This window comes from Sphingomonas sp. Sphisp66, assembly GCF_047324325.1.
Lineage (GTDB): Bacteria > Pseudomonadota > Alphaproteobacteria > Sphingomonadales > Sphingomonadaceae > Sphingomonas.
In genome coordinates this window covers 1,450,662-1,472,115 of the sequence record NZ_CP168508.1, presented here as the reverse complement: position 1 = coordinate 1,472,115, position 21,454 = coordinate 1,450,662, and the positions used below count along the sequence as shown (strand labels likewise).

The 21,454-nt window shown below is 67.2% G+C and carries 21 protein-coding genes and 1 riboswitch; of the genes, 14 read left to right on the top strand and 7 right to left on the bottom strand.

Going from position 1 to position 21,454, the window contains the following annotated elements:
- Positions 1 to 112: 112 nt before the first annotated feature.
- The 3 genes from ACEN8G_RS07230 (at position 113) to ACEN8G_RS07220 (ending at position 4,111) form a co-directional block, all read left to right on the top strand.
- A complete protein-coding gene (locus ACEN8G_RS07230) occupies positions 113 to 622 on the top strand; it encodes a WG repeat-containing protein (protein WP_413740762.1) in 510 nt (169 codons plus the stop codon).
- A gap of 220 nt (positions 623 to 842) precedes the next feature.
- A riboswitch (cobalamin riboswitch) is annotated at positions 843 to 1,035 on the top strand.
- 116 nt (positions 1,036 to 1,151) lie between these two features.
- Positions 1,152 to 3,452, top strand: a complete 2,301-nt coding sequence (gene metE, locus ACEN8G_RS07225) for a 5-methyltetrahydropteroyltriglutamate--homocysteine S-methyltransferase (RefSeq protein ID WP_413416308.1) — start codon at positions 1,152 to 1,154, stop codon at positions 3,450 to 3,452.
- 134 nt (positions 3,453 to 3,586) lie between these two features.
- Complete coding sequence (locus tag ACEN8G_RS07220) at positions 3,587 to 4,111, top strand: hypothetical protein (protein ID WP_413416307.1); 525 nt, start codon at positions 3,587 to 3,589, stop codon at positions 4,109 to 4,111.
- 9 nt (positions 4,112 to 4,120) lie between these two features.
- On the opposite strand, the gene ACEN8G_RS07215 is transcribed toward ACEN8G_RS07220, so the two are convergent.
- Together ACEN8G_RS07215 and ACEN8G_RS07210 are read right to left on the bottom strand one after the other, a co-directional pair.
- On the bottom strand, positions 4,121 to 4,894 hold the full coding sequence (locus ACEN8G_RS07215; protein ID WP_413416306.1) for a hypothetical protein: 774 nt from the start codon (positions 4,892 to 4,894) through the stop codon (positions 4,121 to 4,123).
- Entirely contained in the window at positions 4,891 to 5,451 is a 561-nt protein-coding gene (locus ACEN8G_RS07210) for a YqgE/AlgH family protein (RefSeq protein ID WP_307118734.1), read from the bottom strand. The genes ACEN8G_RS07215 and ACEN8G_RS07210 overlap by 4 nt, the downstream gene beginning before the upstream one ends.
- Positions 5,452 to 5,564: 113 nt before the next feature.
- On the opposite strand from ACEN8G_RS07210, the gene ACEN8G_RS07205 reads away from it, so the two are divergent.
- From ACEN8G_RS07205 to ACEN8G_RS07180, 6 genes are all read left to right on the top strand, one after another.
- On the top strand, positions 5,565 to 6,047 hold the full coding sequence (locus ACEN8G_RS07205) for a peroxiredoxin (RefSeq protein WP_413416305.1): 483 nt from the start codon (positions 5,565 to 5,567) through the stop codon (positions 6,045 to 6,047).
- Positions 6,048 to 6,124: 77 nt separating this feature from the next.
- The gene (locus ACEN8G_RS07200; RefSeq protein WP_307118732.1) at positions 6,125 to 6,376 is read left to right on the top strand and encodes a hypothetical protein; all 252 of its coding nucleotides are present in this window, start codon (positions 6,125 to 6,127) and stop codon (positions 6,374 to 6,376) included.
- A gap of 147 nt (positions 6,377 to 6,523) precedes the next feature.
- Positions 6,524 to 7,969 (top strand): AMP nucleosidase, encoded by a 1,446-nt coding sequence (locus ACEN8G_RS07195; protein ID WP_413416304.1) that lies wholly within the window; start codon positions 6,524 to 6,526, stop codon positions 7,967 to 7,969.
- 119 nt (positions 7,970 to 8,088) lie between these two features.
- Positions 8,089 to 9,012 (top strand): hypothetical protein, encoded by a 924-nt coding sequence (locus ACEN8G_RS07190; RefSeq protein WP_413416303.1) that lies wholly within the window; start codon positions 8,089 to 8,091, stop codon positions 9,010 to 9,012.
- 59 nt (positions 9,013 to 9,071) lie between these two features.
- On the top strand, positions 9,072 to 9,212 hold the full coding sequence (locus ACEN8G_RS07185) for a hypothetical protein (protein WP_413416302.1): 141 nt from the start codon (positions 9,072 to 9,074) through the stop codon (positions 9,210 to 9,212).
- Positions 9,213 to 9,329: 117 nt separating this feature from the next.
- Positions 9,330 to 9,611, top strand: coding sequence for a hypothetical protein (locus ACEN8G_RS07180; RefSeq protein ID WP_413416301.1), 282 nt, complete (start codon positions 9,330 to 9,332; stop codon positions 9,609 to 9,611).
- A gap of 157 nt (positions 9,612 to 9,768) precedes the next feature.
- Here the strand turns inward: ACEN8G_RS07180 and ACEN8G_RS07175 are convergent, their stop codons facing one another.
- From ACEN8G_RS07175 to ACEN8G_RS07160, 4 genes are all read right to left on the bottom strand, one after another.
- Complete coding sequence (locus tag ACEN8G_RS07175; protein WP_413416300.1) at positions 9,769 to 10,509, bottom strand: SIMPL domain-containing protein; 741 nt, start codon at positions 10,507 to 10,509, stop codon at positions 9,769 to 9,771.
- A 54-nt stretch (positions 10,510 to 10,563) separates the two neighbouring features.
- A complete protein-coding gene (locus ACEN8G_RS07170) occupies positions 10,564 to 12,399 on the bottom strand; it encodes a M2 family metallopeptidase (RefSeq protein WP_413416299.1) in 1,836 nt (611 codons plus the stop codon).
- 61 nt (positions 12,400 to 12,460) lie between these two features.
- Positions 12,461 to 13,225 (bottom strand): alpha/beta fold hydrolase, encoded by a 765-nt coding sequence (locus ACEN8G_RS07165; RefSeq protein WP_413416298.1) that lies wholly within the window; start codon positions 13,223 to 13,225, stop codon positions 12,461 to 12,463.
- The gene (locus tag ACEN8G_RS07160) at positions 13,206 to 13,649 is read right to left on the bottom strand and encodes a GFA family protein (protein WP_413416297.1); all 444 of its coding nucleotides are present in this window, start codon (positions 13,647 to 13,649) and stop codon (positions 13,206 to 13,208) included. Before ACEN8G_RS07160 ends, ACEN8G_RS07165 begins: the two co-directional genes overlap by 20 nt.
- A gap of 210 nt (positions 13,650 to 13,859) precedes the next feature.
- On the opposite strand from ACEN8G_RS07160, the gene ACEN8G_RS07155 reads away from it, so the two are divergent.
- The 3 genes from ACEN8G_RS07155 to ACEN8G_RS07145 are packed head-to-tail and all read left to right on the top strand — an operon-like array spanning position 13,860 to position 17,029.
- The gene (locus ACEN8G_RS07155) at positions 13,860 to 14,306 is read left to right on the top strand and encodes a MarR family winged helix-turn-helix transcriptional regulator (RefSeq protein ID WP_307118724.1); all 447 of its coding nucleotides are present in this window, start codon (positions 13,860 to 13,862) and stop codon (positions 14,304 to 14,306) included.
- Positions 14,299 to 15,408 carry an HlyD family secretion protein gene (locus tag ACEN8G_RS07150; RefSeq protein WP_307118723.1) on the top strand — a complete coding sequence of 370 codons (1,110 nt, stop codon included), beginning with the start codon at positions 14,299 to 14,301 and terminating at the stop codon, positions 15,406 to 15,408. The genes ACEN8G_RS07155 and ACEN8G_RS07150 overlap by 8 nt, the downstream gene beginning before the upstream one ends.
- A gap of 1 nt (position 15,409) precedes the next feature.
- Positions 15,410 to 17,029: a DHA2 family efflux MFS transporter permease subunit gene (locus ACEN8G_RS07145; protein WP_413419242.1), complete on the top strand. Its 1,620-nt coding sequence runs from the start codon at positions 15,410 to 15,412 to the stop codon at positions 17,027 to 17,029.
- Between the two features lie 165 nt (positions 17,030 to 17,194).
- Here the strand turns inward: ACEN8G_RS07145 and ACEN8G_RS07140 are convergent, their stop codons facing one another.
- Complete coding sequence (locus ACEN8G_RS07140; RefSeq protein WP_413418934.1) at positions 17,195 to 18,505, bottom strand: DUF418 domain-containing protein; 1,311 nt, start codon at positions 18,503 to 18,505, stop codon at positions 17,195 to 17,197.
- Between the two features lie 146 nt (positions 18,506 to 18,651).
- Between ACEN8G_RS07140 and ACEN8G_RS07135 the strand changes: the two genes are divergently transcribed.
- Positions 18,652 to 19,302, top strand: coding sequence for a hypothetical protein (locus ACEN8G_RS07135; RefSeq protein WP_413418932.1), 651 nt, complete (start codon positions 18,652 to 18,654; stop codon positions 19,300 to 19,302).
- Positions 19,303 to 19,443: 141 nt separating this feature from the next.
- Positions 19,444 to 21,273: a cache domain-containing protein gene (locus ACEN8G_RS07130; protein WP_413418930.1), complete on the top strand. Its 1,830-nt coding sequence runs from the start codon at positions 19,444 to 19,446 to the stop codon at positions 21,271 to 21,273.
- The last annotated feature ends 181 nt before the right edge of the window (positions 21,274 to 21,454 follow it).

Below are 21,454 nucleotides of genomic sequence, written 5' to 3'. Positions count from 1 at the left end.
AGGCTTCGCGGGAGGCACGCAACCCGGATATAAAGATATCTTTATATGTCGTGGCGAGCCGGTCTTTGTACAGGACACAGCAGCGTGATAGCCTCGCGCCATGCAGTGGCTGATGCTTCCGCTCCTGACGCTCACGGCTCCGGCTGAGCCGGCGCAGCAGAGCTATCCCCTCCCCTGCTTCCATGCCCCGCGCGGCGGCGAGCTCGACACCTTCCCGGACTGCGCCGCGCAGGCGAACGACGGCACGCTCCGGCTGGCGCCAGCGCACCTGAAGCGGCTGGACTTCGACCGCTCGGGCCTCGCCACCATCCATGTCGGCAAGAGCTTCCACTATGTCCGCCGCAACGGCCGCACCGCGCCGGTGATGACGATGGACAATGGCGCCGATCCGTTCGTGAATGGGCGGGCGCGGTCCGAGTGGCAGGGCAAGATCGGCTATGTCGACCGGACGCTGCGGCTGGTGATCGCGCGGCGCTATGACGGGGCGATGCCGTTCGAGAAGGGCTTTGGCGAGGTTTGCATGGGATGCTCGCTGACGGGGGATGGCGAGCATCACTGGTATGCCGGCGGGACGTGGCTGCGGGTGGACCGGGCTGGTCGGGAGGTGGCTGGGAAGCGTTAAATCGCCGCCGCCCCCTTCTTCCTCCATCATCCCCATCCCTATCCGCCGTCATCCCCGCGAAGGCGGGGATCCAGAGTCACGAAGGACATCGCTCTGCCACCCTGGATCCCCGCCTTCGCGGGGATGACGGAATGGAGTGCGCGAGGAGAGCCCCCTAGCCACGGACATAAAGACATAAAGAAATCTTTATATCACTCTTGACGCGCGACCCCGGCGCGCGGATGCTTATAGCGTCGAAGGTTCTTCCGGCTTGCCCGGAAGCCAAGACGGGAAGCCGGTGCGAATCCGGCGCTGCCCCCGCAACTGTAAGCGGCGAGCGGCGGTCCAGCATGTCACTGGGGGCAACCCTGGGAAGACGGATCGTCCGCGCTGACCCGTGAGCCAGGAGACCTGCCTTTGACGCGATAACGTCCACCGGCGGGGTGCCCGGTTTGGCCGCCTGCTTGCCGCGGCCGGGCCATCCGTCCGTTCGCGGTGCGTGTGCGTGTCCATGCCGGCCTCCCCCGCCCTTCATCGGGGTATGAAGACCATGACCGTCACTGTTGCCACGCTCGGCTTTCCGCGGATCGGTCCGCGGCGCGAGCTGAAATTCGCTCTGGAGAAATTCTGGAGCGGCAAGTCCACCGAAGCCGAACTGCTCGATTCCGCCGCCGGCCTGCGCGCCGCCGCCTGGGCCCGCCAGGCCGCGATCGGCGTCGATTGGCTCCCGTCGAACGACTTCTCCTTCTATGACCATGTGCTCGACACCAGCCTGATGCTGGGCGCGATCCCGGAGCGCTATGGCGTCGCCGCCGGCACGGCCGACCTCAGCACCTATTTCGCGATGGCGCGCGGCACGACGGGGGAAACCAGTGGCTGCGCGCATGGCCATGGCCACACCGCGCAGGAAATGACCAAATGGTTCGACACCAACTATCACTACATGGTGCCCGAGCTGGTCGCCGGGCAGCAACTCGCCCTCTCCTCCTCCAAGATCGTCGACGAATATCGCGAGGCCAAAGCGCTCGGCTATGAGACGCGGCCGGTGCTGCTCGGGCCGGTCACCTGGCTGAGCCTGGCCAAGGGCCGCGACGTCGATCCCTTCGACTATCTCGACGAAGTGCTCGGCCTCTATTCGGCAGTGCTGACCCAGCTCCAGCACGCCGGCGCGCAGTGGGTGCAGATCGACGAGCCGATCCTCGTCACCGACCTGAGCGACCGCCAGCGCGCCGCGATCACCCGCGCCTATGCCAAGCTGCCGCGTCTCGGCCTCAAGATCATGCTCGCCACCTATTTCGGCGCGCTGGAGGACAACCTCACTCTGGCGGTGAACCTGCCGGTGGCCGGGCTGCACGTCGATCTCGTCCGCGCGCCGGACCAGCTCGACAAGCTGCTGGTGGCCGCGCCCAAGGGCCTGTTGCTGTCCCTCGGCGTGATCGACGGACGCAACATCTGGCGGGCCGACCTGGAAAAGCTGCTCGACCGGCTGGAGCCGATCGCAGCGACCCGCGACCTGGTGCTCGCACCGTCCTGCTCGCTGCTGCATGTGCCGGTGGACCTGGCGCTGGAGCCGAAGCTCGACGAGGAAGTGAAGCAGTGGCTCGCCTTCGCGGTGCAGAAGATCGACGAGCTGGCGACACTCAAGGATGCGCTCAATGGCGGGCGCGGCCGGGTGGCGGACAAGCTGGCCGCATCGAGCGCGGCAGCAGCGGCGCGCAAGGTCTCGCCGCGCATCCACGACCCCAAGGTCGCGGCGCGGATGGCTGCGGTGACTGCAGCGATGCGCGAGCGGACCTCGCCCTATGCGACACGCGCCACCGTACAGGCGGAAGTGCTCGACCTGCCGCCCTTCCCGACCACCACGATCGGCTCGTTCCCGCAGACCGCCGAGGTGCGCCACGCACGCGCCGAACATAATCGCGGCAACCTCGACAGTGCGGCCTATCAGCAGTTCCTGCGCGAGGAGACCGAGCGGACGATCCGCTGGCAGGAGGAAGCCGGGCTCGACATGCTGGTGCACGGCGAGTTCGAGCGGAACGACATGGTCCAGTATTTCGGCGAGCAGCTCGCCGGCTTCGCCTTCACGGTGAATGGCTGGGTGCAGTCCTATGGCTCGCGCTGCGTGCGGCCGCCGATCCTCTATGGCGACGTCTCGCGGCCCGAGCCGATGACGGTCGAGTGGTGGCGCTATGCCCAGTCGCTGACGACCAAGCCGATGAAGGGCATGCTGACCGGGCCGGTGACGATCCTCAACTGGAGCTTCGTGCGCGACGACCAGCCGCGCTCGGCATCGTGCCGGCAGATCGCGCTGGCGATCCGCGACGAAGTGCTCGACCTGGAGGCGGCCGGCTGCAAGGCGATCCAGATCGACGAGGCGGCGCTGCGCGAGGGCATGCCACTGCGCAAGCGCGACTGGCAGGCCTATCTCGACTGGGCAGTCGATGCCTTCCGCCTGACCGCTTCGGGCGTGGCCGACGCCACGCAGATCCACACGCATATGTGCTATTCGGAGTTCAACGACATCCTGCCGGCGATCGGCGCGATGGACACCGATGTGATCTCGATCGAGACCGCGCGCTCGCAGATGGAGCTGCTCCAGGGCTTTGCCGCCTATCGCTATCCGAGCGCGATCGGGCCGGGCGTGTACGACATCCACGCGCCGCGCGTGCCGGGCGTCGACGAGATGGTCGAGCTGATGCGGCTCGCCCAGGCGCATCTCGCGCCCGAGCAGCTGTGGGTGAACCCCGATTGCGGGCTCAAGACCCGGAAATGGGAGGAAGTGAAGCCGGCGATCGACGCGATGGTCGCGGCTGCGCGGGTCCTGCGCGTCCGCGTGGCCGAGCCGGCCTGACGATCGGCGCCGCCCGGCCCGCAAACGGCCGGGCGGCAATTCGCCGGAAATGATGGTACCCCAGATTATGGCCCGTGACGAAAGCCGCGCCGTCGCGCAGGATAGCGGCGTCGTTCCCGATAGGTGAGGCCGCCATGTTCCGGTTCCTAGCGTCTGCCCTGCTCGCTTCGCTTGCCTTCGCCGCGCCCGCCAAGGCGCAGATGGAATTTGCCGGTTCGGTGCCGCAGCATGGCGTGGCGGACCAGGATGCCCGCTCGATGATCTGGGCACGGCTCAACGCGCCCGAGCACATCAAGGTCAATTGCTGGAAGCTCGGCTGCGTGCTGATCGTCAACGAGACCGCCACCTATGACGTGGTCGGCTTCTATGTCGACAACGCCAAGCCGGGCAGGAAGCCGCGCTGGAGCAACAACGAGTTCCGCCAGCCGCTGCTGCCGAGCAAGGCGACCTTGCGCTTCAAGGCGGGTGGCGCCAGCACCTGCAGCATGCCGGTGCGCTTCGTGCTCAAGAAGCGCGAGACCGAGGAAAGGGCCGAGATCAACGGCGTCAGCAGCTTCTGCACCGCGCCGCACACCGACACGCTGATCCGCATCCGGATGCAGGAAGGCAAGGTCTATGTCCGCGGCGACGACGAGCCGGATCCCAACGAGACCAACTAGGCTATCGCCTCAGCTGCACCACAGGACCGACTTGACCAGATGCGGCCTCGGACAGGCACGCCCGGCGGGCAGTGGCAACGGCTTGCCCGGCCGCCACAGCCCCAGGCGCTGCTGGAGGTTGGGCATCTCGGAATCGATCACCGCCAGCGGGTTGCGGTCGCCATAGATGGTCGCGCTGCGGAAGCGCAGCACCTGGCTGTAGCGCAGGCCGGCATCGGGCCGGCTGACGCTGATCCAATAGCCGAACGGCGCGTCGGCGGTCGGCTCGGCGAAGATCATCGCGCCCTTCAGCGCGCCGTCAGCGACATAGCGGACCTCCTCGTTGTTGTTGCGCCCGGTCCGCTGCGCATAGGCGGTGACGAAGCCGTCCCTCGCGCGATCATAGGCGAGCAGCCGGGTGGCGACGCGCTGGTTGCCGTTGCCGCTATGGACGCTCGCCACCCGCAGGAGCAGCAGCGCCCGCCCGGATGCCGGATGCACGATCTCGGGCGGATCGAGATAATGGGGATCCGAGAAGTAGTCGGGCTCGCCCGCGAGCAGCAGACCGGCCAGGCCCGGGTCGCAGCTGCGTCCCGCATCCTTGCTCAGGCACAGGGCGATCTTGCCGGGTTCCTGGTTGCCCGCAACGCCCTCGACATCGGGGCCCTGCGTCGCGGTCAGGCGCCAGGGCGAGCGCGTGGCGAACGGCTTGGCGAGGTCGATCGAGGCGACGACCTTCCCTTCCGGCGGCGCCACCCCGCCGGCGAGCAATATTGCGCCGGCCAGGAGCAAAAGGTGCTTCACGCCGTCCCCGCGCTGTTCGCAAGCAGCCGCGGATCGATGCCGGCCCCGGCAAAGGCGACCGCCCAGCGATCCTCGGCGTCGATGTCGTAGATCAGGTCGGGCGTGCCGTCGGTGTTGAACCAGCCGTGCCGCGCCAGCTCGCTGTCGAGCTGGCCCTCGCTCCACCCGGCATAGCCGAGCGCGACGATCCATTTGGACGGGCCGGTCCCTTCGGCGATCGCGCGCAGCACGTCGATCGTGCCGGACAGCGCCCAGCGCCCGCCAACGTCGATAGTATCCTGCCCGCCCCAATCGGGCGAGTGCAGTACGAATCCCCGCCGCGGCTCCACCGGCCCCCCGAAATGCACCGGCGTGTCGGGGGCGAGGCCGGGCTCGATCTCGAATTGCTTGAGCAGGTCGTGCAGCGTCAGCCCGTCGATCGTGTCGCCGATGCCGATGCCGAGCGCGCCCTCCCCGTCATGCGCGCACATCGCGATCACGGCGCGTTCGAAGCGCGGATCGCCGATGCCCGGCATTGCGAGGAGAAACTGGCCGGTGAGGAAGCGCGTCGAGTCCATCGCCGATCAACGTAGCCGCACCGTTTCGGCTCCGCCACGCTTGAAAATCATCCCCGGCGCGCCGATTGAACGGCTCCACTGAATTTCCAGACTCGAATTTCCAGGAGAGCAAGATGACCATCCAGGTTGGCGACCGCATCCCCAGCGTCAATTTCGTCAAGGTGACCGAGGGCGGCCCGGAGCAGATCGCCTCGGACGATTTCTTCGCCGGCCGCAAGGTCGCGCTCTTCTCGGTGCCGGGCGCCTTCACCCCCACCTGCTCGGCCAAGCACCTGCCGGGCTTTGTCGAGAAGGCCGAGGAGATCAAGGCGAAGGGCATCGACGAGATCGCCTGCACCGCGGTCAACGACGCGTTCGTGATGGGCGCCTGGGGCCAGCAGAGCGGGGTCGCCGGCAAGGTGACGATGCTCGCCGACGGCAATGGCGATTTCCCCAAGGCGATCGGCCTGACCATGGACGGATCGAAGTTCGGCATGGGCACGCGCGGCCAGCGCTTCTCTATGCTGGTCAATGACGGCGTGGTCGAGCAGCTCAACGTCGAGGCGCCGGGCCAGTTCGAAGTCAGCTCGGCCGATTATCTGCTCGGCAAGCTGTGATCTGAACACGGTGGCGTAACGGAACCGTCGGAGGCTCGCCGGAGTTGATTCGGCGAGCACTTCAGAAAGGGACCGTCATGGCCGATACCGAAACTGCCAACGCTACGCCGACGACTTTGGAAGAAGCGACCGAGAACGCCAAGAGCTTCCTCGCCCAGGCGCAGGAAGCGATCGGCGACGCGGTCGATGCCACCGTCACCGCGGTGAAGGAGCATCCGATCGCAGCGGCGGGCATCGCCGCGGGCGTCGCAGCCGCCGTCGGCGGTGCCGCCTATGCCGCCACCCAGCTCGGCGGCGACAAGGAGCCGGCGCCCAAGGCGAAGAAGTAACCTCTGAAAGCCCCTCCCCTTCAGGGGAGGGGCTTGGGGTGGGGGATGTCTCGCACCGCACTGCCCCTCCCCAACCCCTCCTCTGAAGGAGAGGGGCTTTTGAAGGGCAGTCTTGCCAGCGTCATCTTTGGGCACTAGCCCTGCAAGATGACTCAAGCATCCGACATCGTCGCCGATCTCGAGCGCCTCTACAACGCCTCGGTCGATCGCCTCAAAGCCGCCCTCAATCGCTATATCAACGAAGGCACGCCGCCGAGTCCCGAGGACCGGACGGACGGCAGCTTCGCCTATCCCGAGCTGCGCCTCACCTATCGCGGCGGCACCGATCGCAACCGCCCCACCCCGCGCCGCTCGTTCGGCCGGCTGGTCGAGGAAGGCGAGTATCGCATCTCGGTCACCCGCCCGGCGATGTTCAGCCGCTACCTCACCGAGCAACTGACCTTCCTGATCGAGGATTATGACGTCGAGGTCCATGCCGTCACCGGGCGGCAGGAGATTCCCTTCCCGTACGTGCTCGATCCCGGCCACATCGCGGCGATGGACCAGATCTCGGTCACCGAGCTGGGCCGCCACTTCCCGGCGACCGAGCTGGCGCATATCGGCGACGAGATCGCCGACGGGTTGTGGATGTCGGTGGACGAGACCCGCCCGCTGGCGCTGTTCGACGGGCTGCGCACCGATTTCTCGCTGGCGCGCCTGCGCCACTATACCGGCACGCCGGTCGAGCATTTCCAGCAGTACATCCTGTTCACCAACTATCACCGCTATGTCGACGAGTTCGTCCGCTGGGCGGTCGACCAGCTCGGCGAAGGCTCGCGCTTCACCGGCGTATCGGGCGCGGGCGGCATCCTGGTCGAGGCCGGGGACGATACCGACCGGCTGCTCAACGACACCTCGGCGTGGCGGCGGCACCAGATGCCGGCCTATCACCTGATGGCCAGGGACGGCACGGGCATCACGCTGGTCAACATCGGCGTCGGCCCGTCCAACGCCAAGACGATCACCGATCACCTCGCGGTGCTGCGCCCCGAGGCCTGGCTGATGATCGGCCACTGCGGCGGCCTGCGCCCGAGCCAGCGGATCGGCGACTATGTCCTCGCCCACGCATACCTCCGCGACGACCATATCATGGACGACGTGCTGCCGCCGGAGATCCCGATTCCGGCCATCGCCGAAGTCCAGCTCGCGCTGGCCCGCGCCGCCGAGACGGTCTCGGGCCAGTCGGGCGAGGAGCTCAAGCAGCGGCTGCGCACCGGCACGATCGTCACCACCGACGACCGCAACTGGGAGCTGCGCTACTCGAAGTCGGCGCTGCGCTTCTCGCTGAGCCGCGCGGTGGGCATCGACATGGAAAGCGCGACGCTGGCGGCACAGGGCTATCGCTTCCGCGTGCCCTACGGCACCTTGCTCTGCGTCTCGGACAAGCCGCTCCACGGCGAGCTGAAGCTGCCGGGCCAGGCCAATCGCTTCTACGAGCGCGCGATCGCCGAGCACCTCAAGATCGGCATCGAGACCTGCGAGGAACTGCGCCGCGAAGGCCCCCGCCTCCACTCGCGCAAGCTGCGCGCGTTCAACGAGCCGCCGTTCCGCTGATCGAGCGCGCGATCACCAGGATGCCCGTACGACAGGCGGCAATGCTGATCCGTATCGGAGACATCTGCCGCCTGCGCAGGTGGGCGCCGGGTTAAGCTTCCCTCGGAAGGGAGAATGCGATGCCCTATGCGCTCGCCGATGCAATCGCGGATCTGGAGATCGTCCTGGACAAAGCGCCGCCGGGCGCCGTCAGCGGCGAATGGATCGCCACCCCGCTGCAAGCCGCAGTCTCGACTTGCGAGGGCGGCTACCGGAACGCCGAGGGCACGTACGTGACCGGCCTGGACGACAGCGCGGCCGGCGACACGATCAGCGAGGTGGTTGAAAGGCTGGCGGAAGCGCCGACCGAGAGGTTCAACAAGGTCACGATCCGATGGAGTGCCCAGGCTGGCCAAGTGACGCTGGACACGGAATTCGACCCGGCGATCGTCCCGCGGGGGCCGGACGATCCTATCTACGAGGCTGCTGCCGCGGCGAGACGGGCCTTCTGGCAAACGCAAGGTGCGCTTGCCCCCGATTTCGTTTCCGATCGCAGCGAGACGAACGACCACAATCAGACGGAATGGGGCGGACCGCATCGACGCGTGTACGCCATCAGCACCGCGGAGGGGCTCACGCTCGCGACCGATGGCCTCTCCACGCCCTGGGCCGGCATCGCGGCGCCGGAGAACGGCTCGCAGTGCGAGCTGTTCATGGAGTTCGAAGATGGGGAAGCGCTGGATGCCCGACAGATCGAGAGTTGGGCGAAGGCACTGATCGACATCGGCGATTTCGTCTCAAGCGGCTTCGAGACAGCCCAGGACGTCGAGACGCATGGAGCAATTCTGTTTTGCGGGCTTGCTGACGACCATCGCCCCTTGAGCCATATCATTCTCAGCCGCGACGTGCGGACAATCGAAGGAGTGGCTTTCGGCTCCGTACCGCTGATCCGCGCGACCCCGGTCGCGGAATCCGAACTGGGCGACGAGGACCCTTCCGACACCTATTCGGCGCAGGCCGCCAGAAAGGCGCTTGCAGCCCGGGGCATCAAAACCGAGGGCTGAACGGTCTACAATGGCGGCACATCATGGTATCATGCATCCAGCCTTTTAGGAGATGCACGATGATCGATCCCGAGAAGCAGCCCGAAGCCGAAGCACCGCGCGCGCACCAGCCCGACGGCACCGACAGTTCGGCGGAGTGGGATGCGCAGATCATCGACGAGAACATGATTCCGGATGGGGAGGCCCCTCAGGAATCATGAAGCGTGACGGGCGACAGGACATAATGGTCCGAAACGGCCCGGCACACTTGTTGCCCCACCTGAAAGATGAGCAAAATTCCACTGACCGAAACCCTTCGGTCAGGCAGGAGTGCTTCTATGAAAATGCTTGGTGTGGCAGCCCTTTCGATACCGCTGATGCTGGTGACCACGACGGCATCGAAGGCGGACAATCTTTCCTACGCGCAATGCCAGACCATCGCCACTCGGTGCATCAACGCCAATCCCGAAGACTATGACGCGGCGCGTCAATGCTTCGAGTCGGATGTCGGCGGCGATACATGCCTCGGACCGGACGGTCCGCCGGACTACCTTCCGTCCCTGTTTCTCACATTCTGGAACGAGAACAGCACGCATTGCTCCAGCCGCCTCTGCGCCTGATCCAGGCGGATTGCGGCACGCAATCCCTGTGCTGACGGACCTTCTCCGACCGGCCCAATCCTCCCCCTTTCGAAAGGGGGAGGATTGAAAACGGGGCCGTTCCGGTCTTCCTTGCCAGGTCTCGGGTGCCCCTCGTTCTACCAACCGAACCGGTTCTCTAGCGGCTCAGCTGGAATTCCACCGACAGGTTGGCGTTCACCGTCACGCTATCCGAGCCCGCCCCCGGCTTGCTGGCGAACATGCCGATCAGCTCGAGGAAGAAGCTCATAGAGCCGGCGACCATGTCCTGCTTCTCGCTGATCCGCACGATCGACGCCTTGCGCAGTCCCAGCGCGGACGCATAGGCAGCCGCCTCGCCGCGCGCCTTGGCGATGGCGTCCGCCTTGGCCTGGCGCGTCGGGCCGACATAATCGTCGAGCAGCGCGATCACGTCGTCATCCTTCTTGCCGCTGTTCGCCTCGGCGATCGGCCCGGCGGCAGCCGCCGCGGCCCGGCTGGGCGCATCGAAGAACAAAGTCTCGCTCGCCGTCGATTGCGGCTTCTCGCCATCCTCCAGCGCGTCGAGCGAGAAGCTCGGCTTGCCGCGCCCGGTAAAGGCGCCGAACAGGCTGGCGAGCGGGTTGGAGGCAGCACCGGTGAGCGGCAGGCCCTCGCGAATGCCCTTCGCACCCAGCGCCGCCACCAGCCGGGCACGGTTGGCCGCCAGTGCGGCCTCCGCCGCCTTCTCGTCCGCGCCCTTGCCGGTGACCTTCACCGAGAAACGGAAGCGGTTGGCCGGCACCTTGACCTGGCCGGCGGAGACGATCTCCACCGCCACGGGGCCGTCGATGGGTGCGGACTGGGCCATTGCCATGTTGGGCACGGCAACCGAGGCGAGCACGAGCGCATATTTGAGCATGTCCGGAACTCCCTGAACGAAAAAGGGCGAGCCAGCGGCCCACCCCTCGAATGATCACCAGCCCTGAGTCTGGCCCTTGTTCTGCTGGTCGAGCCACTTCTTCAGCGGAGCGAAATATTCGGCCATCGCCTTGCCCGACATCTCGCGCGAGCCGGTGAATTCCTGCAGCGCGTCCGGCCAGGGCTTGGAGGCGCCCATCGCCAGCATCTTGTCGAGCTTCGCGCCGACTTCCTTGTTGCCGTAGAAGGAGCAGCGGTGGAGCGGGCCCTTCCAGCCGGCCTGGTCGCACGCCGCCTTGTAGAACTGGAACTGGAGCACCCGCGCGAGGAAGTAGCGCGTGTACGGCGTGGTCGCCGGGATGTGGAACTTGGCGCCCGGGTCGAACTTGCTCTCGTCTCGCGCCACCGGCGGCACGATGCCCTGGTACTGGAGGCGCAGCTTGTCCCAGCCGGCCTGGTAGCCATTGGTCGGGATCTGGCCCGAGAACACGCCCCAGCGCCACTTGTCGACGAGCAGGCCGAAGGGCAGGAACGCGACCTTGTCCATCGCCTGGCGGAGCAGCAGGCCGATGTCCTTGTCGGCACTCGGCACCTGGCCCTTGTCGAGCAGGCCGATCTGGACGAGATAGTCGGGCGTGATCGACAGCGCGATGAAGTCGCCGATCGCCTCGTGGAAGCCGTCGTTCGCGCCATCGAGGTAGAGCGGCGACTGCTTGTTGTAGGCGCGCTGGTAGTAGTTGTGGCCGAGCTCGTGGTGGATCGTCACGAAGTCGTCGGCATTGACCTTGATGCACATCTTGATGCGCAGATCGTCGACATTGTCGATGTCCCAGGCCGAGGCGTGGCAGACGACTTCGCGGTCCGCGGGCTTCACGAACTGCGAGCGCTGCCAGAAGGTCTCGGGCAGCTGCTTGAAGCCGAGCGAGGAATAGAAACCCTCGCCGGCCTTGACCATCTTGATGTGGTCGTAGCTCTTCGCCTTGAGCAACTCGCCCACGTCATAGCCGACGCTGCCGGCACCGGCGGGTGCGACGATGTCGTAGATATTGCCCCATTCCTGCGCCCACATGTTGCCGAGCAGGTCGGCGCGGATAGGACCCTTGTTGGCCTGGACGGCGTCGCCATATTTCTCGTTGAGCTTGTGGCGCACATAGGTGTGCAGCGCGATGTAGAGCGGCTTGAGGTCGTCCCAGATCTTGTCGGTCAGCGCGGCGAAGGCCGCCGGGTCCATGTCATAGCCCGAGCGCCACATCGCGCCGACATCGGCATAGCCCAGGCCCTTGGCGCCATCATTGGCGATGCCGACCAGCTTGGCGTAATCGGGGCGCATCGGCGCGCCCACATTGTCGTTCCAGCTGACCCACATCTCCTTGAGCTTGGCGGGATCGCGCACCTCGCCCATCGCTGCCTCGATGTCCGAGCCGTTGATCGGCTTGCCGTCGAGCGTGCCCTTGCCGGCGCCGTAGATGCCGGTGATCTTGGCCGAGAGGCCGGACAGTTCTTCCGCCGCACCCGCGCGGGTCGGTGCCGGCAGCACGATCTTGTTGCGGAGCATGCCGAGCTTGCGGGCGGTGTCATAGTCGAGCCCGGCGACGTTGCTGTACTTGGCCGCCTGGAGCGCGAGATCGACCTGGAGCTTGGTGAGCGCCGCGCCTTCGCGGGCGGTCATCGCCTCGGTGTCCTGGGTGATGAAGGTGTTGTAGACCCAGTCGGCCCGTGCGGCGACGACGCCCTGGGCGAACAGCTTCGCCTCGGCATCGGCGACGAAGGCCTTGGCCTCGGCGGCGGTGGGCGCGGCCTGGACGGTATCGCCGTCGCGGCCGCGCGCGCCCAGCGGGGCGGCGGCGAGCAGCGAGGCAAGCGCGAGCATCGAAATGCCGGTGCGGATCATTTGAACGGATTCCCCTCGGATTTTCTGGATGGCGGGACGATGCTCGCGCCCCGCCAGCCGGTCAAGCCGAGAAGAAATCCGCGATGGCGCGCCCCAGCTCGGGCCGGGTGACGGCGCTCATGTGGTTGCCCGGAATCTCGACGAAGGTGGCGTTGGGCAGCAGGTCGGCCAGCTCGTGCGCCGAGCCGTTGTGATCGTCCTCGACGCCGGCGACGACCAAGGTCTCCTCGGTCAGCCGCTGGAGATGCGCCTCCTGCGTGTCGACGAACGTGTCGAGCACCGGCAGCAGCGCCAGCGGATCGGCCTTGGAGGTCTTGAGGAAGGCCTCGGTCAGCCACTCGCTCGAGCCGCGCTCGAAGCTGCCGAGATTGGTGAGGATGCGGCGGAAATAGGTGCCGGTGCGCGAGGCGGCGACCAGGCCGGACAGCCCCATGCCGGCGAGCATCACCTTGCGCGGCGTGGCGCCGCCATCGACGATCATCCGCACCGTGGTGCGCGCGCCGAGCGAATAGCCGCCCAAATCATAGTCGGTGAGGCCGAGATGCTCGACCAGCGCCAGCCCGTCGCGTGCAGTCACGTCGGGCGGGTAGCTGGCCGCGTCGTGCGGCGCCGCGCTCATCCCGTGGCCGCGCAGATCGGGCATGATCACCCGGAAGCCCTTCTCCGCCAGCTTGGCGGCGTGCCCGTAGCGGATCCAGTTGATCTCCGCGGTCGAGGCATAGCCGTGGATCAGCACCGCATCCCTGCCCTGCCCCATCTCGGTCCAGGCCAGCTCGGTGCCGTCGAAGCTCTGGAAGCGGTGCGTTTCAGTCGGGAAGTCGGCCAACTTTGTCCATCCAGCGTTTGACGAGGCTCGGGTTCTCGTCGGTCCGTGATGCCGGCAGGCGGCTCGTGTCAAGCCACGCCCGGTGCCAGCTCTCGCACCCCGAATGCTCGGTGGGCACGAAGCGGCCGGGCGCGTCGAAGCTGCCGACGGTCAGGTCCATATAGGGATGGCCATCCGCTTCGTAAGTGAGCGGCGTGCCGCATTCCCGGCAGAAGCCGCGCCGGGCGATCGGCGAGGAAGCGTAGCGATCGGGCTCGGTCTCCCAGCGGACGTCCGCCTTGCGCAGGTTCTTGAACGCGATCGAGACGCCGCCGGTGGCGCGCTGGCACATGCGGCAATGGCAGAGATAGGCCTCGTCGTCCGCGACCTGCGCCGTGTAGCGCACCCGGCCGCACTGGCAGCCACCGGTCATTTCCTCCGCCATGTCGGCGCTCTCCTCATTCCCATTCTACCTCTGGTCGTCATCCCGGCGAAAGCCGGGATCTCGTGCGGCTCTTTTCCCGCCTCCGCCTGAGATCCCGGCTTTCGCCGGGATGACGGATTAGGTTGGATTGCGCCCCACGCAATTGCCGCATCGCACAATGCACTCTGGTTGCAGATTGCAATCTATAAGTATGCTTATTATGTGCGCGCTATGGCCGAGAGTCTTGGATTCCTCCTGAGCGATACCGCGCGCCTGCTGCGCCGCCGTTTCGACGAGCGCGCGCGCAGCAGCGGTGCCAGCGTGGCGCAGTGGCGCGCGCTGAAGATCCTGTCGCGTCATCCCGGCATGAACCAGGGCCAGCTTGCCGATCAGCTCGAAGTCGAGCCGATCACCGCCTGCCGGATGGTCGATCGCCTGGAGGAAGCCGGCTTTGTCGAGCGCCGTCGCGATCCCGCCGATCGCCGCGCCTGGCGGATTCACGTGACCGACAAGGCCAGCCCGGTGCTCGACGAGCTGCAGGTGCTGGCCGAGGTGATGATCGAGGACATGCTCCGGGGCCTGACGACGGAGCAGCGCGAGCAACTGACAGGATCGCTGCAGACGGTCCGCGACAATCTGAGCAACGTTCAAGAGGGCAATGAGGCCGCAAATGGCTGACGCAGATCCGAAGATCGAGAAGTCCGAAGAGACCAAGATCACCATCCCGACCGAAGGCACCACCGTCCCGGAGGCGCCCGAGGCCCCGGCCAGGCCGAAGCGCAGCCTGCTGCGCCCGCTGCTGATGTTCGGCGTGCCCGCGATCCTGCTGGCGATCGTCGGCTATTTCTACTTCACCGGCGGCAACAGCGTCTCGACCGACAATGCCTATGTCCAGCAGGACAAGAGCTCGGTCTCGACCGATGTCGGCGGCCGCATCGTCTATGTCGGCGTGAAGGAGAACCAGGCGGTCAAGGCCGGCGACGTGCTGTTCCGCATCGATCCCGAGCCCTACAAGATCGCCGTCGCCCAGGCCCAGGCCGCGATTGCCGCGGCGCAGGTGCAGCTCAACACCGACCAGGTGAGCGCGCAGGGCAAGGGCGCCGACATCCAGGCGGCGCAGGACGCGATCCAGAACGCCCAGGAGAATTACGAGCGGCAGTCTGCCCTCATGAAGCAGGGCTTCACCACTCGCGCCAATTTCCAGTCGGCGGAGCATGCGCTGGAGCAAGCGCGCGCGCAGCTGCTCAACGCGCAGGCGAGCGCGAGCGAGGCACGCGCCAAGCTCGCCACCGGCGCCGCGGTCCCGGGCGAGAACCCCGCGATCGCCGCCGCCCGCGTCCAGCTCGACAAGGCGCTGCTCGACCTGCAGCGCACCACCGTGGTCGCGCCGGTCAGCGGCATCGTCAGCCAGACCAAGAGCCTGCAGGTCGGCCAGCAGATGATCACCGGCCTCGCCGCGGTGACCATCGTCTCGGACAAGCCGGCCTGGATCGACGCCAATTTCAAGGAGACCGACCTCAACAAGATGCGGGTCGGCCAGTGCGCGATGGTCAGCTTCGATGCCTATCCGGGCCTTGAGCTGAAGGGCCATGTCGAGTCGATGGGCGCCGGCACCGGCTCCGAATTCTCGGTGCTGCCGGCGCAGAACGCCAATGGCAACTGGGTGAAGGTCACCCAGCGCGTGCCGGTGCGCATCGCGATCGACGAGAAGAGCCAGCGCGCCCTGATCGCCGGCCTCTCGGCCGATGTGAAGGTGATCTTCAGCGGCGCCTGCAAGTAACATGGCGACGGCTGCCCCCGGCCGCGCCACCAGGGCGGGTGAGGCGTCTCCCCCCACGCCTCCCCGCCCGCAAGCCGCGCCCTCGAGCGGGGGCGGCGCTGCACTGCCGGTCAAGTACCGGGGCCTGCTCACGCTCGGCGTGATGATGGCGACGATCATGCAGATCCTCGACACGACGATCGCCAATGTCGCCATCCCGCACATGCAGGCGTCGCTCGGCGCCACGCGCGACACGATCAACTGGGTGCTGACCAGCTATATCGTCGCCTCGGCCATCGCGATCCCGATCACCGGCTGGCTGTCCGACCGGATCGGCTCGCGCAACCTGTTCCTGATCTCCACCGTCGGCTTCGTCATCGCCTCCGCCCTGTGCGGCGCGGCGCAGAGCCTGGAGGAGATGGTCGCCTTCCGCATCCTGCAGGGCATCACCGCGGCGTTCCTCAACCCGCTGAGCCAGACGGTGATGCTCGACATCAACAAGCCCGAGGACCAGCCCAAGGCGATGTCGATCTGGGGCATGGGCATCATGGTCGGCCCGATCATGGGCCCGCTGATCGGCGGCTATCTGACAGACAATTTCAACTGGCGCTGGGTGTTCTACGTCAACCTGCCGGTCGGCGTGGTGTGCTTCGCCATCCTGTGGTGGCTCCTCCCCTCGCGCCCGATCCGCAAGCGCCAGTTCGACGCGTTCGGCTTCGCGCTGCTGGCGATCGGCATCGCCTCGCTCCAGCTGATGCTCGACCGCGGGCAGGACCAGGACTGGTTCTCCTCGACCGAGATCTGGGTCGAGATGCTCGTCTCGGTCGTCGCGCTGTGGATGTTCTTCGTCCATCTGTTCACCGGCAGGAACCCGATGTTCGAGCGCGAGCTGTGGAAGCACCGCAACCTCGTCACCGGCATCTTCTTCATGATGGTGATCGGCCTGGTGATGATGGCGACGATGGCGCTGCTGCCGCCGATGCTGCAGAGCCTGTACGGCTATTCGGTGTTCGACACCGGCCTGCTGCTGATGCCGCGCGGCGTGGGCGTGGTTATCACGATGTTCGCGGGCGCGCAGCTGATCCAGCGCGGCTGGCTCGATCCGCGCTGGTCGGTGGGCATCGGCCTGGCGATCGCAGCGGTCTCGCTGTGGGAGATGTCGGGCTGGACGATCGAGATGGGTAGCACGCCCTTCATCCTCTCGGGCTTCGTCCAGGGCCTGGGCCTGGGCCTGGTGTTCATGCCGCTCAACGGCCTCGCCTTTGCCGGCCTGCCCCCGCATTTCCGCACCGAAGGGTCGAGCCTGCTCAACCTGACCCGCAACATCGGCGCATCGGTGGGCATCTCGGCGGTGAGCGCGATCCTCGCCCAGAACATCCAGCGCAGCCACCAGTATCTGGGCGAGCACGTCACCACCCAGACGATGAACGGCATGGGCGTGATCATGCAGCAGCTGGGCGCGCAGGGCGCGATGATCACCGGCATGGTCGATGCCGAGGTCAACCGCCAGGCGGCGATGATCGCCTATCTCAACGACTTCTGGCTGATGGCGATCGTCACCGCGGTCAGCGTGCCGCTGGTGGTGCTGCTCCAGAAGCCGGGCGGCAAGGTGGAGAACGACCCGGCTGCGGCGGGGCACTAGGGCTCGGCCCTTCCCCTCCCTGAAAGGGAGGGGCCTGGGGGGGGTTCCAAACGGCCGGGCTCGATGCCCGGCCTTTTCTTTTTCACCCACCGGCTCGCTGGGCGCCTCCGGCATGCGCCGGGGTCGCAACCCACCCCCAACCCTCCCTTTCAGGGAGGGGAGCGACTAAGCCGCAACGGCGCGGGATGTCCCGGAAGTATCGTCCCTCACCCGCACCAACGGCTGCCACCGCACATAGGCCAGGCTCCGCCACACCCATTCCAGCGGACCGCTGACGAAGTAGCGCATCCACCAATTGGCGAAGCCGACCAGCAGCACGATGCCGATCGTCGAAACCAGGGCCGATTCCGCCCAGCCATATCGGCCCCAGGGCAGCAGCCCCCAGGGCGCGAACAGGATGTACTTCCCCACCGCCTGCTCGAGGAAATAGAGCGAGAAGGCCATACGGCCGGGCGCCTTGAACACCGCCAGCAGCGCGGCGCCGGCGCGGCCCTTCACCAGCAGGTTGACCAGGGCGAGATGGCCGAGGCCGATCGCGATCCGGGCGAACTCGCCGGTGATCCAAAGCGTGCGCGGGCCGGCGGTGAAGCTCAGCGTCTCCGAAATGCCCCAGGCGCGCGCGACCACGCCGAAGCCGTACCCGCAGGCGAGCAGCCACAGATAGAAGCGCGCGCTGCGCTGCCCCTGGATCACCCCCCATTTCCATAGCGCGATGCCGATCAGCATCGTGCAGAACGCCTCCAGCACGTCCCAGATCAGCCAGTTGCTGGCGAGATAGCTCCAGTAGTTCCACGCTTCCTTGGCATAGGGCAGCAAGCCGCCCTGATGCGCGGCATGCTCGCGCGCGACCAGCGTGGCGTCGGGCACATGGGCGGAGAGCTTGCGCCATTCGGCGAGCGCGGCGGGCTCGCCCTGCGCCACCTGCTGCACCAGCACCGTGCGCTCGGCATATTCGCGCGCGCCATATTCGGGGATGCCGATGCCGGTGAGCACCGCCCAGCCCAGCCCCAGCACCACCAGGGTCTTCGGCCCCAGCGTGCGGAACGGGAAGAGGAACAGCGCGGCGAGCGCATAGATGTGCAGGATGTCGCCCGGCCAGAGCAGCACGAACACGTCGAACAGCCCGAATGCCAGCAGCCACAGGTTGCGGCGATAATAGAGGTCGGCGACCGCCACCGGCCCGTCCGGCGTCATCGCCTTGCGCGCCAGCACCATCATGCCGGCGCCGAACAGGAATTCGAGCAGGCAGCGCTGCGTACCGGCGAGGAAGAGGTTGATCAGCACCCAGGCGTCGCGGTCCGCCGCGGTCCAGCCGATCAGCCGGACATCGGCCGAGAAGGTCCAGACGCTCGCCGCCATATAGGGCACGTTGATGAAGAAGATGCCGAGGATCGCGATCCCGCGCAGCATGTCGAGCACATCGATGCGCGCCTTGCCCCGCACCGGGGCCAATCCGGCATTGCTCGTTTCCACCACGCGACGCGACCCACCCCAGTGAACGCGCCTGTCTAACCTCGATCAGTCAATTCCCGGTAAAGATGTCTGCGACTTCCGAGGCGCCACGCCGTCTCGTCCTGCGCGCCGATTCAGGGTAGGACCGGGCGACGAAGAGGGGGATGCAGATGCGGATCAAGATGCTCGCCATGGTTTCCGCCGCGCTGGTGCTGGGCGCCGCCGCGCCGATGCGCCCTGCCCCCATCGAGCAGCTCGACGTCGCGCTGCGCGAGCTGGTGCCGGGCGAGGCGCCGTTCACCCTTGCCACCATCCCCGCGGAGGAGCGCGGCGCCTTTGCCCGCGCCCGGGTCGACCGGATCGAAGTCGATCCCGACGCGCTGGCGCTAGTCGAGGACCGGCAGAGCGCCCGCGCGCTCGCGGCGCTGCTGCTCAGCTATTATGCGATGCCCGATCCCGACCGGGTGAGCAAAGGTCCCTCGCGCGTGGGCACCATGGCCGCCGCCGCGGGCGCGATCCTGCTCGGCACCCAGGTGATCGATCCCATCGACAAGAAATATGCCGGCCAGGACGATCGCATCCGCCCCGCGCTGGAGCTCGGCTGGTTCCTGCCGGCGCGGGAGAGCGCGGAGGAGGGCGCGGTCCGTGCCTCGCGCATGGTCGCGCTGCTCAACAAGGTCGGTGGCTGCTCCGGCCCGCTCGCCGATGTGCTCGACCATGCCGAGAAGCTCGGCAACCGCGCGGCGACCAGCCTGGCCCGCCGCGTCCGCAAGGATCTGGGCCGCTCGATATACCCGCCCGACTATAGCTGCGACAGCTGATCCCCCGCACGAATAGCGCTCCATTCAAGTTGTTGCGCCAGCGTAACTTCGCGTGCGGCACGCGGCTGCCTGCGACCGCCCTATAATGATGGAAATTCCGACTTTTCGGCGTCGCTTCGGCGCCGCTCAACGAGATTTCCCATGCGCGAACGCCTTGCCAACCTGCCGCTTGCCACCAAGACCATGATCATCACCATCGCCAGCCTGTTGCTGCTGGCGCTGGCCACCTATGTCCTGAGCGACCGGGTGCTGACCGCCGATGCCGAGCGCATGGCGGCCGAGCGCCAGGAGACCAACATGCGCGTCGCCTGGAAGGTGCTGCGCGACCAGGGCGACGGGTTCCGTGCCGAGGGCGGCGACCTCTATGTCGGCAGTCACAAGCTCAATGGCTGGACCCAGCCGGTCGACGAGATCAAGACCCTGGTCGGCGGCACCGCGACGATCTTCGCGGGCGATACGCGGATCACCACCAACGTGCTCAAGCCCGACGGCAGCCGCGCGGTGGGCACGCCTCTGGCGGCGGGTCCGGCCAAGGATGCGGTGCTGGGCGAAGGGAAACCGTATCGGGGGTCCGCCGACATCCTCGGCAAGCCCTTCTTCACGGCCTATGATCCGATCAAGGATGCCAGCGGCAAGGTGGTCGGCGTGCTCTATGTCGGCATCCCGCGCTCGGATGTTCTGGCCGGAATTCAATCGGTTCGCAGCTCGATGGCGATCGCCGCGACGCTGATCACCCTGCTCGTCACGGTGATCGGCTTCCTGATCTGCCGCGCGATGTTCCGCCCCCTCGCCCAGATGACCGAAGCCATGCAACACCTCGCCGCCGGCGACGCCGCGATCACCGTGCCCGAGCATCGCAGCGCCGACGAGATCGGCCAGATGGCCCGCGCGCTCGAGCGCTTCCGCGTCGCCGCCAATGACAAGGCCGCGGCCGAGGCGAAGCACCGGCTCGGCGAAGTCGAGCGCGAGCGCGCGATGGCGATGCTCGGCGGTGCGTTGGAGCGCGTCGCGGGCGGCGACCTTACCGCCGATGTCGGCAGCGACTTCCCCGCCGACTTCGCCCTGCTCGGCGGCAACTACAATGCCGCGCTGGCCAGCCTGCGCGAATTGATCGGTACGGTTCTGGAGAGCACCGGCGCGATCCAGACCGGCTCGACCGAGATCGCCGCCGCCTCCGAGGATCTCGCCCGCCGCACCGAGGGCAATGCCGCCAGCCTGGAGGAGACTTCGGCAGCGGTGACCCAGATGAACCAGCGGCTGCGCGCCACCGCCGAGGCGGCCGGCCAGACCGTCACGCGCGCCGATGCGGCGATCGCGGTGGTCGGATCGGGCCGCGCCACCGCCGACGAAGCGGTGCAGGCGATGAACCGGGTGAGTGACAGCGCCAAGGGCATCGACAGCGTGATCGAGGGCCTCGACAAGATCGCCTTCCAGACGCGCGTCCTCGCGATGAACGCGGCGGTCGAAGCCGGCCGCGCCGGTGAAGCGGGCCGCGGCTTCGCGGTGGTCGCCGACCTGGTTTCCGCGCTCGCCATGCGTGCGGAAGAAGAGGCGAAGCGCGCCCGCGATCAGCTCACCGTCACCCAGGCCGAGGTCGAGACCGCCAAGGGCGCGGTCGAGCGGGTCGACAGCGCGCTGTCCGACATCGTCGACACGGTTGGCGAGGTGCACCAGCTGCTCGGCACGATCGCGTCGGACAACCAGGCCCAGTCGATGGCGATCAGCGAGGTGAGCGTCGCGATCGGCACGATGGACCAGGCGACCCAGCAGAACGCGGCGATGGTCGAGGAAACCTCGGCGGCGGCGCGGGCGCTGACCGACCAGGTCGGCCGGCTCGATGCCCAGGCCAGCACCTTCCGCATCGGCGACGGCCGCGGCGCGTCCGCCCCGCGCAGCTTCAAGCCGCTGACGAGCACGCGGCCTGTGCCGGCCAAGCCGGTCGGCAATGCGGACGCCTGGGCGAGCTTCTGACGAAAGCGCCGCGCCAAACACCCGTCATCCCGACGAAAGTCGGGATCTCAGGCGATGGCGCGGGAAAGAGCCGCACGAGATCCCGGCTTTCGCCGGGATGACGGATTGGGGCCGGATGACGGACTGAACCGGATAACGGATTGGTCCCCCGGTACAACCGGCACAAAAAAGGGGCGGTGGC